The organism is Hydrogenobaculum sp. (assembly GCF_049967395.1).
Taxonomy (GTDB): Bacteria; Aquificota; Aquificia; order Aquificales; family Aquificaceae; genus Hydrogenobaculum.
Genome location: NZ_JBMFST010000031.1, coordinates 1 through 17,710, shown reverse-complemented (window position 1 = coordinate 17,710; position 17,710 = coordinate 1). Strand labels below are relative to the sequence as shown.

The following is a 17,710-nucleotide window of genomic DNA, read 5'->3' as shown; positions in this document are numbered from 1 at the left end:
AAAGGCATTTGCTTCTTCAAGGGTCAACACTATAGGACTTAGCATGTGGCCTTTAAATTCATCTCCTACAAGCTCGTAAAACTCGTAAATTCTTTTTCTAAACGAAAGATGACTATTTTCTAAAATAACAAGCATATCTATATCTGAATGTTTACTAAAATATTCGCTTGTAACAGAACCAAAAAGCACAACGCCTAAAAGTTTATCTTTGTAAGCTTCTTTTATTTTATTCAATAAGCAATCTATATCATCCATTACGCTATCGCGAAAAATATTTTTCATACAAATAGTATAGCATCTGTACGAGTTCAGTACATCGTGACAAGTATACCACGGACTAACACTTACCACAAAAAAATTATAACACATATTTACAACCTTACTCCAGAATTGGATTCTTTATTTCGAAGATATAATTTAAACAATTTAGGTGTAGGGCTCGATAGTAGTTATATTTTTGCTAGAGATATGTTTGAAAATGAGTTTTATAGTCTTCCTTTCTCAAATCAAACAGCTCATGGGTAAACCAAGTTTTTCCTTTCTTAAGAGCCAAAAAATAACCTCTTTCTATGAGTTTTCTTAAACTATTTTCACTATAACCCAAAGCTTTCGCTACTTCTTTTGAGCTTTTAAGATTGATACCTCTTTTTTCAAAAAAAGATAATATAATCCTATCCAAACTCTCTCTTAAAGCTTTTTTAAACAAATGAGATAATTCTGCAATATCGCTTTCTTGAACTCGGCTAAAAATACTCTCCTTTTCAGGAAATGATGGGCTTTTGGTAAGTATTCTTAAAGATTTGTCAGCTTTTTCTAAAGCATTTATATATATAACTCTATCTTTTTCTTTACCCTTTATTATAATAGGCGGTAAACCAATACTTATCAAAAGATAGTTAGTGATAATCCTTCCGGTTCTACCGTTCCCATCTTCAAAAGGATGAATACTTTCAAAAAGCACATGTTGTCTTACTAGAAAATCCAAAAATCTTTCTAAATCAAACGTAGAAGTCTGCCACACATTCTTAAATTCATTCTTAACAAATTCTACATAGACATCTATCCAATCCTTAATTAAAAAACCAGAAGGAGGATTTAGTTTTGCTCCGACTATCACGATATCACCAGTTCTATAGCCTATTGGTTTATCAAGTACAGTTTTTGCTATTTGTCTTATCACGGAATGCCCAAACAAAAACTCTTTTGATTTATAAGACTCAAAAGCAAGAGAATAAAAGTATTTTGCAGCCTTGTAATAATTCAAAGCTTCCTTAGTGTCTCTCGTAATAGCCTTATTTTTAGTTATAACATCCTCTAAATCATCTTCAGACACAAAATACCCTTCTATCATAATAGAATTTCTTGTTTCTTCTTTGAAAAGATAAAGCCATTCTTCATTTTTCACCACTGGCTCGGGTAACCCGCCAAGAGTGTCCAGTAAATCAGCTCTCTTCTTTATAAATACAAAATCTTTGTCACGCATTTAATACTAATATACCACGCTTCCTTGCTTTACCAATAAGTTATAAGTGTCACGATAAACAAGAAAACCTCTATCGTGACAAAAATAAAAGTAGCTCTACCACTTCTTGAGCTTCCCTCACAACATCCGCATAATCTTATTCATATTTTAAAAACTCTAAAGCAATCTATATCATCCATTACGCTATCGCGAAAAATATTTTTCATACAAATAGTATAGCATCAACTAAAAGCTCCAATACGTTTTATATATGCTAAAATAAAGGTATGAAGACATTGAAAATAGCAGTGCTAAAAGGTGATGGCATAGGTCCAGAGATTGTAGATAGCGCGTTGGAAGTCTTAGATAGCTTGGCTTCTAAATTTGGTTTTCAGTATGAGACAAAAGAGGGCTTGATAGGTGGTATTGCAATAGATAAAACCGGTGGTCCTCTTCCAGAAGAAACTGTAAAAATTTGCAAAGAATCAGATGCAGTACTTCTTGGGGCTGTAGGTGGGCCAAAATGGGATGATTTACCAACCGATAAAAAACCAGAAAAAGGACTCCTTGGTATAAGAAAAGCCCTTGATTTGTATGCAAACCTTAGACCTGCCAAAGTCTTTGATGCTCTTATAGAAAGCTCACCTTTAAAAGAATCGGTAGTAAAAGGCACAGACTTGATGGTGGTAAGAGAGCTTTCTTCTGATGTGTATTACGGAGAACCAAGGGGTATTACAACCCTGGAAAACGGTGAAAGATATGGCTTCAACACAATGGGCTACAAAGAATCTGAGATAAGAAGAGTGGTAAAGAAAGCTTTTGAAATAGCAAGGCAAAGAAGAAAAAAGCTTACAAGCGTAGATAAAGCAAACGTATTAGAAGTATCTGGGCTTTGGAGAGATATAGTAAACGAAGAGCACAAAAATTATCAAGATGTGGAGTTAGAGCACCTTTACGTGGATAACTGCGCTATGCAGCTTGTAAATAGACCTTATTCTTTTGATACTATAGTAACTGGTAATATATTTGGAGATATACTATCTGATGAAGCCGGTGTTATACAAGGAAGCCTTGGCATGCTTCCATCGGCTTCTTTAGGGGATAGATACGCCCTTTACGAGCCAATACACGGTTCTGCTCCTGATATAGCTGGTAAAGGTATAGCAAATCCAATAGCCACCATCCTCTCAGTGGCAATGATGTTCAAATACTCTTTCAAGATGGACGATGTGGCAAAAGCCATAGAAGATGCAGTAGATAAGGCTTTAGCCCAAGGGTATAGAACCCAAGACATATATAGAGGAGAAGGTGTAAAAGTAAACACCAAAGAGATGACCAAGAAAATTATAGAAAACCTTTAGGAGGGTTTATGAAAAAATTTTTGCTAGGCTTGGCGCTTTTATGTAGCATATCATATGGGAGTGGCTTAGATTCTTTATTGCAAAAGCTTAAAAAAGAAACCTATCAGGTAATAAATATAAAAGATAACAAAGTATATATAGCTGGAAAAGACTTGCATATAGGTGAAGTCCTTGATATAAAAGAGCAAACTGGGCGTATTATAAATCCTCTTAGCCATCAGTTTTTAGGTTATTCTTACAAGGATATTGCAAAGGTAAAAATAGAAAAAGTTTACGACAATTTTGCAGTAGGTAAGATTATCTCTGGCAAAAAACCAAGCGTAGGGGATATAGCCAAAATAGACACATCGGATATATGTTTTAAAGGTTCCGATGAAAAGCTCTACGACATAGCCGCTATATTTCCAAACGTAAAATCTGGTGAAAACTGTGCCCTTACAATAAGAGAGTTTCCAAAAGGGTATGGCATAGCTTTTTCTGGAGTCCCAGGCGGTTTTATCAAAAAATCCATATACCAAGCTACCAATGAAGGTGTAGCCATTAAAAAAGCGTCTATCAGAGATTTGCATCTTCTTGTAACATCAAAATTTATAAAGTCTGTGGGTTCTTTGGTGCTAAGTGCAGATGTCGGGGATTTGTACGGCAACGGTAAAGAGTACTTGGTGCTTCTAACAAGAGATAACCTTCTTATATATCAGCTTTTAAGAGACGATGTAGTAAAAATAGCGGATATGAGCCTACCAGCAGGTCATCCTATATCGGTAAGCGTAGGAAGAATAGGTCAAGGCAAAGAAGATTACATACTTGTAAATATGTTTACAGGCTCAAATATGTCGTCTTTTATAGTAAAGATGGTAGGAGATAGCCCTGTAATAGTGGCAAAGCACATTCACTACTTTATGTCTATACTTGACAAAAAACATCCACATAAGACCTTCTGGGGACAGAATTTTACAGCAGATAGAAAATTTGGCGCTGTAAAACAGCTTTCTTTTGAAAACGGAGAGGTAAAAGCTGTTCAAAATGTGGATGTGCCAGCTGGTTTTAGAATAGACGGTGCTTCTATATACAAAGGTGATACCATATTTATAGATAGTTCCCACAGGCTTAGGGTGTTTAAAGGGGATACAGAGCTATATTCATCTTCAGCAATATTTGGTGGGTCTTACGCTTTTGTAAATATACCTTTTATAAACGATACTACGATGAAATATATCTTTTATGAAAAAGGGGCTCCTTCAAAGTTAGAAGGTTTACCGGTGTTTTTAATTGGTGCAAACAGAGAAAGTTCTGTAGAAAAGTTTTTTGGCATTACAAAGTATGCCTACGGCAATCTATACGCTCTTGACATAGGCGGCAAAAACAACGAACTTGTATATATGAAAAAACTAAGAGGTGCTTCTTTTGAAGAAGCCATAGAAGGTATAATACCTACAAAAGAGGGTATATTTGTTATTACTGGAAAAGTAGGTACAATACCTATCCAAAACAACTCAGATATTTACAAAATAAGCTTTAAGGTGTTGTAATATGCATGCTATTATTACACTTATTATCATATTTTTAATTCTGTTTTTGGCTTTTATTATAAGCCTAAGGCTTTTAGCAACATACAAGATGAAAAAGTTAAAAGGAGCCACACTAAACGAGTTTAAAAACGAAAAAAAGTTGATACTTTACTTTTACTCTGAAAACTGCGGCGCTTGTAAGGTGATGGCTCCCATAGTAGACTCTATAAAAGAGGTAAAGGTAAAGAAGATAGATGTATTTAGCAAAGAAGGGGCAAAGCTTGTTCAAGAGTTAGGTATAATGGGTACTCCGGCTACGGTTATAATAGAAAAAGGTAACGTAATAAACGCTTTTATAGGCGTTAAGAAAAAAGAAGATATATTAAACATGTTTTCTAAGCCACAATAACCTTTTCATCCATATACTTTTTATTTACAAACCACATAAGGTCTTCGCTTATACCTTTCTTATACTTTGGAATAGCCTCTCTTATGGTGCTCATTAGTTTTAAATGTTCTTCTTTTTTTAAATCTGCAAAACTAAAACCAAAATAACCAGATTGAGAAAGCCCAAGCACATCACCTGGTCCTCTTAGTTTTAAATCTTCTAAAGATATTTCGAAGCCGTTTCTAGTTTTTACCATGATACGCAATCTTTGGAGGGTAGCGTTTTGCTCTGTGGTTTTTTGGCTTTTAATAAAAGCGCTGTTTACCAGTAAAAAGCAATAACCTTCTTTATCGCCTCTACCTACTCTACCTCTTAACTGATGAAGCTGAGATAGACCAAACCTGTGAGCATCCTCTATAACAATGGTACTAGCCTCTTTTACATCTATACCTACTTCTATAACCGTAGTTGATACCAATATATGACCGCTTTCTTTAAACTCTTCCATGACACTTGACTTTTCCTTATCGTTCATACGACCATGCAAAAGAAGCACCTTGTAATCTTTAAATATGTTTTTCCATTTCTCATATTCGGTTTGAGCAGCCTTTAAATCGAGCTTTTCAGACTCTTCTATAAGAGGGTAAACTATGTAGACTTTGTTGCCTTGTTCTAATTCTTTTTTTATATGATTTATAAGAAAATCCATATCCTTTTGACTGTCGGAATATAAAACAGCGGTTTTTACGGGTTTTCTCATGGCTGGCATTTCATCTAAAACAGATATGTCTAAGTCTCCGAAAATCCCCATCGCTATAGTCCTAGGTATAGGAGTAGCACTCATATACAACATATGAGGCATATGGTTGTTGTTTTTCTCTAACAAGATTTGTCTTTGAGCTACACCAAAGCGATGTTGTTCGTCTACTATGGCAAGGCCAAGGTTTTTAAACTTTACTTTTTCTTGCACCAAAGCATGGGTACCTATTACTATGTCTATCTCCCCTATAGATATAAGTTTGTGAATGTCTGTTTTAGATGTTGAAGATGTCAAAAGCCCAACTCTATAACCTAACTTTGAGAAAAAATCATGAAAGTTTTTATAATGCTGGTTTGCCAATATCTCAGTGGGTACCATCACCGCCGCTTGAAAACCATCTTTTACCACAGCCAAAGCGCTTGCTATACTCACCATAGTTTTACCGCTTCCCACATCCCCTTGAAGCAACCTACTCATTGGTTTTGTAGATTTCATGTCGTTTATTATCTCTGTTATAGCTCTTTTTTGCGCGTTTGTAAGAGGAAAGTTTATATTAGATTGCACCTCTTTTATTATGCTGTCTGGCTCAGCGTTTATAGAAGGGGCATTTAGAGATTTTACCAAAGAACGCCTTTTTAACATGGCAAGTTCAAATATAAATATTTCTTCGTATAAAAACCGTTTTTTGGCTTTTGACAGCATAGATTCAAAGCTTTTAAAGTCTTTAAAATAATCTTCAGCGTGTATTATCTTAAAAGCTGTAGAAAGAGGTATCAAATCGTTGTCTTTTAAAAACTCCTCTGGCAGTATGTCTTGTAGGTTTTGCCAGTAATCTTTGTAGTAGTTTAATATTGATTTTATAGAAGACTCTAAGAGCTTTCTTCTCTTTTGAGAAGAGGAAACCAATGCGCTTTGAGGGTCTTCAAACCTTTCCAACGGATAAACAGGTTTTACGATATCTATTTCTTTTGATGACTCGCTAAATATCTTTGGATGTATCATGTATTTTTGGCCCCTAAACTCTTTCAGCATACCGTAAACCACTATACTTTGCCCCTTTTGATACCAACCCATCACAGACTTATCTTTTGCCTTAAACTTTAAAACCAGTTTAGATTTACCGTCTGTGGTTATTATGCTAAAAGGGTATTTTTCTTTTTCGTCGTATACGAGATTTTCTATTTTAACAGAAACAGTTCCATAAGTATCTAAAGATAAAGAGGATATAGATTTTGATACAAGCCTGTTTTCGTAGGTGTAAGGAAAATACCAAAGCACATCTATCAAGGTATTTATGCCGCTTGCACTGAGTATCTTCTTTTGATTTTTGTTTAGAAAATCCATATCCTCTATTCTTATGTTTAAATCTCTAAGCCTTCTAAGTTTTTGCTTTTGAATTGATGTAGGTATATAGCTTGGTCTTGTAAAAGCCCCTAACTCTTGAAGTATTTGCTCTAAAAGGGCTCTTTTCTTTTCTTTTGAAAGCTCATCTATTATATTTAGGCTTTTATAAAGGCTTTCTGATATGTATGGTTTTAATGCATTGCTAAGATAAGCCCCAAAACCTTTTGCCCTTTCTAACTTAATATCGCTTGAAAGCAAATCCTTTATAAGGGATATAGGTTTTTCTAAATCTTCCATCATCTACCAAAATCAAAATGTTTTTCAAAACTCATATCACCTTCCGAAGAGCCGTTTCCGTACATCTGCAACTCTATAGAGGTATTTGGGGTTAGTTTTATAGAACCGCCGTAATAAGTATCAAGAGGGTTTGGACTTGTGCTAATATGAGCTTTTAACTTTATATTCTTTGATATGTCTTTTTTTATTTCTACATTTGTATTTAAACTACCGTTTGCGCTTTGGCTTGGATAAACGCTTAAGTTTACGTTTGTCCCAAATATGCTGCTTGCCAAACCAGAGGGCGAATACTTCGATAGTTTGCTAGCCATAGCGTTTATAGGAAGCGCAGTAAGTCCAGATTTATTTAGTATAAAAGAAGACAAAAGCTCGTTTCTTGGCATAGGTGGATTTGAGTATATATCAAAAGTAGGATCAGACAAATCGCCCACCAGCGATATGTAGGTGTTGTAGGAGTCTCCTGGAGACATTAAAAGTACGTTTATATACTTATGGGTATCTCTTAGTTTCAGCATTCCATACCTTACGTAAAATGTTTTGTTGGAGTAAGTAAGCTCTCCACCGAAAGCCTTCAAATTTAGATTATAACCAAAATTCCCATTTCTTGCAAAGACTTTTCCTTCTATACCAGTATATATATTTCCTTCTGGCAACATGACGGTAATTGGTGTTGAGTTTTTAATATCTATATTCATATAAAGATTTTTAGGAATATGAGGAGAGCTTCCATAAGAAGAGCCAGTGGAAAGGCTTTTGATATAAATAAGACCCCCTGGATCGAGATGTCCTTTTATATCTATAAACGAAGAAAGATTTTTAAAAACATAGCTTGTATTGACAGTTCCATTAACAAACCCTTGATAATAACCATTTTTTGAGTATAGATAAACCGGCAAACTCTTTAAAGAAGAACCTATGTAAACGTTATGGTCAGAGGTGGTTACATTAAAAGCTATGGAATGTTTACCATCAGAGGATGAAAATACAAGGTTAACAGGTGTAAAATAGCCATTTCTAGAGGTTTTTATATCAAGGTTTATATCGCTGTAAAGAGGTAAAGATAAATATTTTGAAAGAAGTAAAACTGGTTTTGGGCTTTTAAGATAGATATTTATATCTTTATCGTCTATATTAAGAGCGTAGTTTATATGCCCTGCCAATAAAAACGGAAGTTTTGATTTTATAAAAGCCAAAGTATCGTCTATATCCATAACACCGCTTGAACTTATATAGAACTTCTTATCGTATCCAAAATAGAAGCTTCCTTTTAAAAGACCATCTATATCTGCTGTGTTTGATTTCAAATAAAATGGTTTTAAACCCAAAATACCATCTATGGCTGAGCTTTCCAAAATAGGTTGATGGTAAAGATATACCTTAAATCCGTTTGTTTTCCATACTATATTACCACCTTTTTGAGAGCTTCCATTTATGCTTGCCACACTTATATACATGTTTTTATACTTAATATTAAAACCGCTTCCATACATAGTGTATATACCGTTGTTGTTTTTTATATAAAAGTTTATCGGTAGCTTTATACCTTTATAAACCACAAAACCAACGGCGTCTATATTTTCTTCGTTATCAACGCTACCGTTAAAAGCCAAATCTACATGCAAAATCTTATTTTTACCTATTAGTTTAGCGTTGAAGTTTATTGATTTTGATATGTTTAAATTTGAAGTAAGCAAAAAGTTTTGTTCTTGCAACGTGGGTTTTAGGTTAAGCGTGTTGTTTTGATAAGAAAAATATACGTTTCCCTTTATGTTTTTCAAAAAACTATAGTCTGCGTTTGATATTTCAATGTTTCCAGAAATATTTTTAACATTCCCAGCGCCGTTTATATTACCAAAAGCGTAAAGGTTTTTTGAATTTGAAGCGCTAAACCCTACGTTGTTTATATATATGTTCTTGTTTGATACCACGATAATCCCATTTGTTAAATCGGCGGTATAAATTGCACCGTTTATATATTTGTAAAGCATAAGGTGTTTTGGTTTTATATAACCGTTTAGAATATTTTGTTGATAAGTAAATAAAGCGCTCATATAAGAAGAATCGCTCAAAAGGGTAAAAACGCTGTCTTTATAAGAAAGCATTATAGGTAAAGAGCTTATATTTACGTAAGGGACTTTTACAGAAGATGCATTTAAATATCCTTCCATAAAAAACTTAGGATAAAGGTTTGCCTGCAAAATACCGCTTATAGAAGCTTTTATACTGTTGTAAGAGATATAAAAATCCTGTAGGTTAGTCTTTGTAAAAATGTTGTGGTGATTAAAAGCTATGTAACCTTTTACGCTTTGATTTCCGTAAAGAGAGTAATACAGGCTGCCGGCATTTTCTTTTTTAAAATCAAGCTTTCCCTTTAAAAGCCCCATACCAAAGGTATATTTGTAAAGCTTTACGTTTGAAAGCTTTAAATCTAAGTTGAGGATTTTGTTGTCTACACTATAAAACAGCTTACCCCCAGCGTATAAACCTATAGGATATTTTATATTTTGTGCTATATCTTTGTTGGTTAGATGAAGATTTTTTATTTTTATATCAAAATCGTTGTGCTTATCTGTATAGTCTATATAAAGCTCCGCCAAAGGGCTTTTTAAAACCCCGTTAAAAGATACACCCTTTGTAGGATAAGCGTAACCCTTTATATTAAAAGATGCATTTTTTATAGGCTTTAGCTTTGGTATAAATATACCATCTACTTTTAGGTTTGATGTAAAATCCACATTTTTATTCTTTATAAAAGCGTATAAAACACCGTTTAAAGTAGATGTAGAAAAAACTGGTGTTTTTATAGGCATGATAAAACCAGAAGCTATTGCTTTACCTATTCTATGAGACCACCAAAAGTTTATATTAAAATCATACAAAGAAGAAACGGCGTTTATATCTTTTGCAACAAAATAACCATTTTTTAAGTAAGCTTTTGGTACATATACATAAAGCTCTTGTTTTGAGCTTTTACTAAGATAAACATAACGAACATAATCTTCTGTATGGAGGATACCGTCTTTAAGGCTAACATGGGGTATAAAAACGGCAAAAGCGTTGTCTGAAAACCTATCCGCACCAGCTATATAAAGATTTTTCACATCTACATGAAGTATTTTATAAAATTTTTCGTAAAGCCTTAAATTAAAATTTGGAATGTTGGAGGGTTTGTTGTTTTGAGACACAAATATTATGTTTAGCTCGTTGGTATCGGCGTAAATATGTTTTTTATAAAAATACAAATCCCCGTCTTTTAGATAAAAAAATCTTGGCTTTGAACTGTAAGAAAGCCCTTTTATACCAAGCCCCAACCTGTAAAATACGATTTTTTTTATTTTTATGCTTTTACCATCTATTTTAAAAGCCAAATTTTTAATATAGAAACTTCTATCTTTATAACCAAATTGTATATGGTGTTTGTATATAAAGTATAAAGGGTTTAAAACGAGAAAATAAAGCGCTAAAACAAACACCAAAACCCTTAAAAATTTTTTCATTACAAATATTTTATCTTACACTTATAAGCAAAACACCAACAAATATAAGAAACATACCAACAAAATCGTATATATTCATATGTTCTTTTAGATAAAGATAAGAAAATAGGCTTATAATCACAAAACCACTGCCCACCATAATAGGATAGGCTATACTTAAATTTATCTTCTTTAGAGCAAAAGCGTAAAACAAAAACTGAATACCAAACCCTACAAGACCAGCCAATATAAAAAGTTTGGAGCTTTTAATAGCACCTATTTTTACGGCTATATTTGAAAAAGCGTTAAGAAAAAGGGCTAAAAAAAGGGCTAACCAGTATATCATAGCCCCCTCCTGAGGAGGGGAAAGTATTTCATATAGTAGAGTAAAGGGGTTTTACAGAAGCACCGGTGGTATCTTCAAAGTCCCTTGGTACTCCAAGCTCTTCCAAACAAGTGGGTAAATCGTGGTAAAATTCAGCCACTTTAACAAGTCCAGTCTCTTTACCCACTTCGTTAAATAGTTTTATCTTAGTGCTCGCTTTACCCTTACCCCTTTCCACTATAGCACCGGCATGACCAAAGGATACACCCTCTAAATTTTCTTGAAATCTTCCTGCCACAAAAGCAGCCACCGGCTTTTTCCACTTACCCTGTTTGTAAAGCTCTAGTATAGCCATAGCAGCGTTTTCTTCGTAAGTCCCACCCACTTCACCTTGGATAACAACAGCCTTTACATTGGGATCATCGTATATGTTTCTTATAACATCTTCAAAGGTGGTGCAAGATATTACATCTCCTCCAAGAGCGATAGCAGTATAAACACCCCAGCCTCTTCTCATCATCATTTCAGCGGTAGTGGTAGTAAGACCACCAGATTTTGATAGTATCACAAGGCCACCTGGCTTATAAGCTATAGATGGGTCTTTACCACCGATAGCGCCTACTCTCATAGGCACAGAAGGTACTATTGCACCAAGGGAAGTAGGACCAACTATTATAACGCCTCTTTCTTTGGCATAATTGTAAAAGTAAGCTGTGTCCCTTATTGGTACATGCTCAGTGATAATGTATATAAGCTTAATACCGTTGTTTACAAGCTCAATGACAGCATCTTTTACAGACACAGGAGGGACATATATAAGACCTGCGTTTATCTCGGGGTGATGAGACAACGCTTCTTTAACGGTGTTGTAAACTGGCACATTGGCAACGCTAGTACCACCTTTTCCAGGTGTAACACCAGCTTTTATATAACCAGGGTAAAGAGCTTCTGTTTCTGTAACAACTTGAGAAGCTTCTCTTCCTGTAATACCTATTACCACAAACCTTGTATTGTCGTTTAAATAAACAGTACCTTTCATAACACGCTCCTTATACTCCTAAATCTTCAGCAACGTTATCATCTACAGATTTTACTTGATGCTCTAAAAGATACTTAAGCCTTACCGGTGCTTCCGTAAGAGGCAAAGATGAATCGTAAATTTCACCCTTCACACCACATTCTTTAAAAGCCTCATAAAGCATCCTTAAACCTTTTTCAGCCTCAGGACCGTTTCTTCTTACTACCCATACCCAATTGGGGTCAAGTTTGCCTTCTTTTTTCAAGTCTCTTATGGCGTTTGCTACACCTTCACCAAGGGTTACATCTATACGGGTGTTGTTGGCAGTACCTCCACAAACCAAAACCCCTCTTATACCCGGTTTGGAAAGTATTATACGAGTTATCTTATACATCTTTTCAGCCGGAGGGTTTCCACCTATATCTGTAAAGTTTGCAGGTCTTAAACCTATGTTGTAACAAGTTTCTATAGTAACCGTAGAACCACCACCACCAAAGGTCATAAGAGCTATATCACCGTCCATCTCTACGTAAGAACCAGCTTTGCCCCTATGGTCGTCCCTATCTATCAAAGATGCCTCTATCTCTCTTTCGGTAGGCGGTCTTTTCATTGCGCTTCTAACACCGTATATCTTAGAAGGTGGCACAGAGGCATCGTCATCTATAGTTACCACAGCATCAAGAGCGTATATTTTCTGCTTTCCATTTACATCACATATGGCAAGTGGGTTTATCTCTATAAGCTTTGCTTCCGTTTCCCAAAAAGCCTTGTAAAGGTTTGCTATAACTTCTGACAACTCCCTTAAAACCCCAATGTACTCTTTAGGAAAGCCCATTTCCATAAGGTATTCTCTTACCATATATGGATAAAGCCCTTCTAATGGGTTTATTTTGAAGGTTTTAACTTTTTCTGGTGGGACTTCTTCTATATCCATACCACCTTCTAAACTAAGCACCAAAACAGGTGTCCTTGTCTCTGTAGAGTATGTAATAGAAGCGTAGAGCTCTTTTAGTATCTTAGCTTTTTCAGAAATTATGATACCAACTGGCATCTCACCGTAGACTGGATACTGTAAAAGAGCTTCTGCAGTTTCTATAGCTTCTTCTGGGGTTTTGCAAAGCTTTACAGCGCCAGCCTTTCCACGTTTTCCTACGAGCACTTGAGACTTCACCACAGACTCACCGAGTTTATTGGCAAAGTCCTTTAAATCGTCGTTGATATGATCGGCATACATATAGTTTAAAACTGGTACGCCGTACTTCTTAAAAACCTTATCGTAAGCTTCAAACTCATAGAGGTTCATAAGACTTTTGCCTCCTTTAGAAATTGATTAATATTATATCACATTTGAGGACCGAAAAAACAATGAAGGCTTTTACGTTATAATAACTTATATGGATAAAAAAGATATTGTATACTTAGTAGAAGACGATGTTGATTTAGCAGAAATACTTACTTTCAACTTAGAGAACGAGGGATTTGAGGTAAAACACTTTACAAACGGCAACGAATTTTTTAAAACTATGGAACAAACACTACCAAATATAGTAATTCTTGATATCATGCTTCCTGGCTACGACGGAGTAAGGATAGCAAAAATACTAAGACAAAACGTCCTTTACAAGGATATACCTATTATATTCCTTACGGCAAAATCAGAGGAAGAAGATAAGATAGAGGGTTTTAACGCAGGGGCTGATGATTATATCACAAAACCATTCTCTTCAAAAGAGCTAATAGCAAGGATAAGAGCCGTATTAAACAGGTACAAAAAAATAAACCCCGCAAACAAGCTAAAAGTAGAAAACCTCGAGTTAGACGAAGATAAGATGGAAGTGACATTGGATGGAAAGCCTATAAACCTTACAAAAACAGAGTTTAGAATATTAAAGTATCTACTTGAAAATATAGACAAGATAATGACAAGAGATAAAATAATAAATATGCTATGGTCATACGGTACAGACATAAACGATAGGACGGTGGACGTCCATATAAAGCATCTTAGGGATAAGCTAGGGGATTTTGGCAGATATATAAGGACCATAAGAGGTGTAGGTTACAAGTTTAGCTTGAAAGATGAGTGAAGATAAGGTAATAATAGGAAAATTCTTATCAACCTTTGGATTAAAAGGCGATCTGGAAGTGATTTTTGAGTTTGAGGAAGATATAGATTTTTATATTAAAAACCTAAAACAAATATACTTACAAAACAAACGAACTAAAGAGTTTAAGGCTTTTAACGTAACATTTAAAAAACACCAAAACAAGGTACTATGCCACATAAAAGGAATAGATACTGTGGATATGGCAAAAAGCTTCTGCAACGCCACAGTTTTTGCAAGTGTAAAAGACTTACCAAGAAAAGAAAACACGGTATTTCTTTTTGAGCTTTTCGGAAAAAAAGTAAAGTTAGACAACAACGAGGAGCTTGGAAGACTGACAAACGTATTTAAATATGCAAACAAGGATTATCTTGAAATAGATTTTGGAAAATATATAATACCAGCCGAAGAACCGTTTTTGGTAAAATTAGACAAAGACCAAATAATACTTTCAAAAGACTATATATTAGATTTGAAAAGCTAATAAAAATAAATATATTTTACTTATGCGAAGCATTAAAACCACAGAAGAGTTAGTAAATATCTTAGAGAAAGAAGGTGAACTTATAAGGGTAAAAGACCCTATCGACATTCATTACGAAATCACAGAAATAACAGATAGAATGTGCAAAACAAAAGACCCTAAAGCCCTTCTTTTTACAAACGTAAAAGGATACAACATACCGGTGTTGACAAACGCCTTTGGCTCTTACAAAAGGCTAAAAATCATCTTTGGCTATGAAAACTTAGAAGATATAGGCTGGAAACTTTACAAAGTATTAAGACCAGAAATACCAAATACATTTTTAGAAAAGCTAAAAAAACTACCAGAGTTAAAAAAATTAAACGACGCCCTACCAAAGGTAGAAAGCAAAAACCCTTACAAAGTCTTTAGTGAAAGCGTTTTTGATATACCGGTTTTAAAATGCTGGCCAAAAGACGGCGGAAGATATATTACGCTTCCTCAGGTTATCACAAAAGACCCAGAATCTGGTATTAGAAACGTAGGAATGTACCGTATACAGCTTTTAGAAGAAAAAAAAGTAGCCCTTCATTGGCAAATCCACAAAGACGGAAACTCGCATTTTCATAAGGCAAAAAGGCTTGGCAAGAAATTACCTGTTGCAATAGTAATAGGTGGAGACCCGGTATACACTTACAGCGCATCGGCACCGCTTCCACCAGAAGTAGATGAGTATCTTTTTGTTGGTATGGTAAGAGAAAATCCAGTGGAGCTTGTAAAAGGAAAAACCGTTGATATAGAGTATCCAAAAAATGCAGATTTTGTAATAGAAGGTTACGTAGACCCAGAAGAGCCATTGGTAGATGAAGGACCTTTTGGGGACCATACAGGTTTTTACACACCAATTGACAAATACCCAGCAATGCACATAACAGCCATCTTGTCAAAAGAAAATCCAATTTATATGGCTACTATAGTAGGACCGCCCCCTCAAGAGGATAAATACCTTGGGTATGCCACAGAACGCATATTTTTACCTCTTATAAAATTTAATTTACCTGAGATAGTGGACTATCATCTTCCAGCAAGCGGGGTATTTCACAACTTTTGTTTTGTTTCTATTAAAAAACGGTATCCAGGGCACGCTTTCAAAGTAGCGTATGCGTTGCTTGGGCTTGGACTGATGTCTTTGGAAAAATACATAGTGGTTTTTGATGAATGGGTAAATGTACACGATATAGACGAAGTGCTTTGGATATGGGGAAACAACACTGACCCATCAAGAGATATAATTGTTACAAAAGGACCTATAGATGTATTGGATCACTCCACCAACGAAGTGGGCTTTGGTGGTAAGATTATAATAGATGCCACTAAAAAACTAAAGGAAGAAGGATACACAAGGATTTGGCCAGAGGTGGCTAAAACCGACGATGAAACAAAAAGAAAGGTTGATGTCATATGGCAAAACATATCAAGGTTTTTATCTTAAAAGCTAAAAAAACTTTAAAAACCTCCGATAAGTTAAATAACAAGTTTTAGGAGGTGCGTTATGCTATCAATTAACTTTAACTACGGTGCGCTTGTGGCTAACAACTCTTTACAACAAGCAAACCAAAATGTTACCAACGATATCACTCACATATCCACTGGCTTAAGGATATTGAGTGCGGCAGATGACCCAGCAGGTCTATTTATAGCAGACCAATTACACACGTTGGGTACAGCTTTAGGCCAAGGCTACCTCAACACCCAACAAGGCTATTCGTTGGCTCAGGTGGCAGACGGTCAGCTATCACAAATATACAACACCCTAAACACCATGTACACCTACTCCGTCAACGCCGCAAACTCCACCAACAACATAAACTCAGCCGGTGCTTTGCAAAACCAAATTTCAGCCTTAGCACAATCCATTAAGCAAATAGTTAACACCACCACCTTCAACGGTAAAAAGTTATTTGATGGTAGCTTTATAAACCAAGCTATTCAGTTTGGTGGTCAAGCGGGTCAGTACATAAATATATCTATAGGTAACCTATCCATAGAAAGAATGGGTGCCGCTATAGCTCAAACTGGCGATTTTACAAACATAAACAACGGTTCAACTGCAGCAAACATAATGGCCTACTATAGTAGTTCTTCTATAGGGGTAACAAATACATCAAGTTTAACAGCAGCTGGTTCTAATTCAACCGTATCATCTTCCGTAATAACATCTGATGTACTGTACGATGGTAACAAACAGCTATTTATAAATGGTAACGAAGTTGTAGCTAGTGCATACGCTTCAGCCACAAACGCATACTTGGATGCACATATAATAGCCAACAATATAAACTCTGTATTCAACGGTACAGTTACAGCCCAAGCCTCCAATACACTGCAAGGTACCCAAGCTTTTGGTACCATACAAGTGGCTTCTTCTGCTACAGTAAGTATAGTAATATCAAGACAAGTAGAACAAAGTAGCACAGTAGGTGTAGGATTCACGCCTCTTACAAACGCAGGAGGTACACCAGAGCAACTTGCAAACGGTCAATACGTAGGTACTGTATCTCAAACTATAAACTTAGCAGGTGGGCAAACCTATAGCTTACAAAATATAATATCAGCTATAAACGGTGTTGCTACAAACACTGGTGTATATGCCACCACGGACTCCACAGGTCAATACTTACAACTTTACACCACAGATGGTTCTACCTTCCAAATAAATGTAAATGTAAACAACGCCCTTGGAGCATCAAGCTCACAACAAGCCACATACGGATTGGACTTAGCCAAATTTGGCGCTGTTAAACCAGCAAGTTTAGACGGTACAGCTTCAGCTACATATGGAGCCGTGGTATCCGTTGGTTCATTGCAGATTACAAGCCCATCAAACCTTCAAGTGGCAGCGTATGGCTATAGTGCAAATGTAAATGATAACCTCATAAACAACTTAGTGTTTAACACACAAGTATCAAACAGCTATATAAATGGATACAGCTCCACAAACACCACAACGGTAAATGGTGTTCAAACAGCAGGTTACAACTACTTTGTAAAAGACCTATTGGCTATAAATGTAACCACTACACAAGGGGCAAACCAAGCTCAAATAATACTTCAAAACGCTATAAACTATGTTGATACCATAAGAGCTCAAGTGGGTTCCGTAATGCAACAAATGCAAACCCTAGCAAACGGTGATCAAACAG

Annotated in this window: 14 protein-coding genes; 7 read left to right on the top strand and 7 right to left on the bottom strand. The window is 35.5% G+C overall.

Annotated features, from left to right (window positions below):
* Together ACP5S8_RS05535 and ACP5S8_RS05530 are read right to left on the bottom strand one after the other, a co-directional pair.
* Positions 1-282 (bottom strand): nucleotidyltransferase domain-containing protein (locus ACP5S8_RS05535; protein ID WP_461876040.1); only part of this gene is annotated, 282 nt, incomplete at its 3' end.
* Positions 283-460: 178 nt separating this feature from the next.
* Complete coding sequence (locus tag ACP5S8_RS05530) at positions 461-1,483, bottom strand: Fic family protein (RefSeq protein WP_461876039.1); 1,023 nt, start codon at positions 1,481-1,483, stop codon at positions 461-463.
* Between the two features lie 266 nt (positions 1,484-1,749).
* On the opposite strand from ACP5S8_RS05530, the gene leuB reads away from it, so the two are divergent.
* From leuB to ACP5S8_RS05515, 3 genes are read left to right on the top strand one after another with little or no spacing between them, the layout of a single operon-like run.
* Positions 1,750-2,823, top strand: coding sequence for a 3-isopropylmalate dehydrogenase (leuB, locus tag ACP5S8_RS05525; protein ID WP_461876038.1), 1,074 nt, complete (start codon positions 1,750-1,752; stop codon positions 2,821-2,823).
* An 8-nt stretch (positions 2,824-2,831) separates the two neighbouring features.
* Positions 2,832-4,352 carry a hypothetical protein gene (locus tag ACP5S8_RS05520; protein WP_461876037.1) on the top strand — a complete coding sequence of 507 codons (1,521 nt, stop codon included), beginning with the start codon at positions 2,832-2,834 and terminating at the stop codon, positions 4,350-4,352.
* A gap of 1 nt (position 4,353) precedes the next feature.
* A complete protein-coding gene (locus tag ACP5S8_RS05515) occupies positions 4,354-4,740 on the top strand; it encodes a thioredoxin family protein (protein WP_461876036.1) in 387 nt (128 codons plus the stop codon).
* Here the strand turns inward: ACP5S8_RS05515 and recG are convergent.
* From recG to ACP5S8_RS05490, 5 genes are read right to left on the bottom strand one after another with little or no spacing between them, the layout of a single operon-like run.
* Positions 4,727-7,123, bottom strand: a complete 2,397-nt coding sequence (gene recG / locus ACP5S8_RS05510; RefSeq protein WP_461870631.1) for an ATP-dependent DNA helicase RecG — start codon at positions 7,121-7,123, stop codon at positions 4,727-4,729. The two genes, ACP5S8_RS05515 and recG, sit on opposite strands and share 14 nt — an antisense overlap.
* A complete protein-coding gene (locus ACP5S8_RS05505; protein WP_461876035.1) occupies positions 7,120-10,617 on the bottom strand; it encodes a translocation/assembly module TamB domain-containing protein in 3,498 nt (1,165 codons plus the stop codon). Before ACP5S8_RS05505 ends, recG begins: the two co-directional genes overlap by 4 nt.
* Positions 10,618-10,627: 10 nt before the next feature.
* Entirely contained in the window at positions 10,628-10,942 is a 315-nt protein-coding gene (locus ACP5S8_RS05500; RefSeq protein WP_461870633.1) for a DMT family transporter, read from the bottom strand.
* 28 nt (positions 10,943-10,970) lie between these two features.
* Positions 10,971-11,960: a succinate--CoA ligase subunit alpha gene (locus tag ACP5S8_RS05495; protein ID WP_461870634.1), complete on the bottom strand. Its 990-nt coding sequence runs from the start codon at positions 11,958-11,960 to the stop codon at positions 10,971-10,973.
* 10 nt (positions 11,961-11,970) lie between these two features.
* The gene (locus tag ACP5S8_RS05490) at positions 11,971-13,242 is read right to left on the bottom strand and encodes an ATP-grasp domain-containing protein (protein WP_461876034.1); all 1,272 of its coding nucleotides are present in this window, start codon (positions 13,240-13,242) and stop codon (positions 11,971-11,973) included.
* Positions 13,243-13,333: 91 nt separating this feature from the next.
* On the opposite strand from ACP5S8_RS05490, the gene ACP5S8_RS05485 reads away from it, so the two are divergent.
* The 4 genes from ACP5S8_RS05485 to ACP5S8_RS05470 form a co-directional block, all read left to right on the top strand.
* Positions 13,334-14,026 (top strand): response regulator, encoded by a 693-nt coding sequence (locus ACP5S8_RS05485; protein ID WP_461870636.1) that lies wholly within the window; start codon positions 13,334-13,336, stop codon positions 14,024-14,026.
* On the top strand, positions 14,019-14,528 hold the full coding sequence (gene rimM / locus ACP5S8_RS05480) for a ribosome maturation factor RimM (protein ID WP_461876033.1): 510 nt from the start codon (positions 14,019-14,021) through the stop codon (positions 14,526-14,528). Before ACP5S8_RS05485 ends, rimM begins: the two co-directional genes overlap by 8 nt.
* Before the next feature lie 22 nt (positions 14,529-14,550).
* A complete protein-coding gene (locus ACP5S8_RS05475; protein ID WP_461870638.1) occupies positions 14,551-15,999 on the top strand; it encodes a menaquinone biosynthesis decarboxylase in 1,449 nt (482 codons plus the stop codon).
* Positions 16,000-16,059: 60 nt separating this feature from the next.
* Positions 16,060-17,710: flagellin N-terminal helical domain-containing protein (locus tag ACP5S8_RS05470; protein WP_461876032.1), on the top strand; the 1,651-nt coding region annotated here is incomplete at its 3' end.

Bases quoted from the DNA above. Each gene is read 5' to 3' on its own strand.
- ACP5S8_RS05530 (WP_461876039.1), bottom strand. From the start codon at position 1,483: ATGCGTGACAAAGATTTTGTATTTATAAAGAAGAGAGCTGATTTACTG.
- leuB (WP_461876038.1), top strand. From the start codon at position 1,750: ATGAAGACATTGAAAATAGCAGTGCTAAAAGGTGATGGCATAGGTCCA.
- ACP5S8_RS05520 (WP_461876037.1), top strand. From the start codon at position 2,832: ATGAAAAAATTTTTGCTAGGCTTGGCGCTTTTATGTAGCATATCATAT.
- ACP5S8_RS05515 (WP_461876036.1), top strand. From the start codon at position 4,354: ATGCATGCTATTATTACACTTATTATCATATTTTTAATTCTGTTTTTG.
- recG (WP_461870631.1), bottom strand. From the start codon at position 7,123: ATGATGGAAGATTTAGAAAAACCTATATCCCTTATAAAGGATTTGCTT.
- ACP5S8_RS05505 (WP_461876035.1), bottom strand. From the start codon at position 10,617: ATGAAAAAATTTTTAAGGGTTTTGGTGTTTGTTTTAGCGCTTTATTTT.
- ACP5S8_RS05500 (WP_461870633.1), bottom strand. From the start codon at position 10,942: ATGATATACTGGTTAGCCCTTTTTTTAGCCCTTTTTCTTAACGCTTTT.
- ACP5S8_RS05495 (WP_461870634.1), bottom strand. From the start codon at position 11,960: ATGAAAGGTACTGTTTATTTAAACGACAATACAAGGTTTGTGGTAATA.
- ACP5S8_RS05490 (WP_461876034.1), bottom strand. From the start codon at position 13,242: ATGAACCTCTATGAGTTTGAAGCTTACGATAAGGTTTTTAAGAAGTAC.
- ACP5S8_RS05485 (WP_461870636.1), top strand. From the start codon at position 13,334: ATGGATAAAAAAGATATTGTATACTTAGTAGAAGACGATGTTGATTTA.
- rimM (WP_461876033.1), top strand. From the start codon at position 14,019: ATGAGTGAAGATAAGGTAATAATAGGAAAATTCTTATCAACCTTTGGA.
- ACP5S8_RS05475 (WP_461870638.1), top strand. From the start codon at position 14,551: ATGCGAAGCATTAAAACCACAGAAGAGTTAGTAAATATCTTAGAGAAA.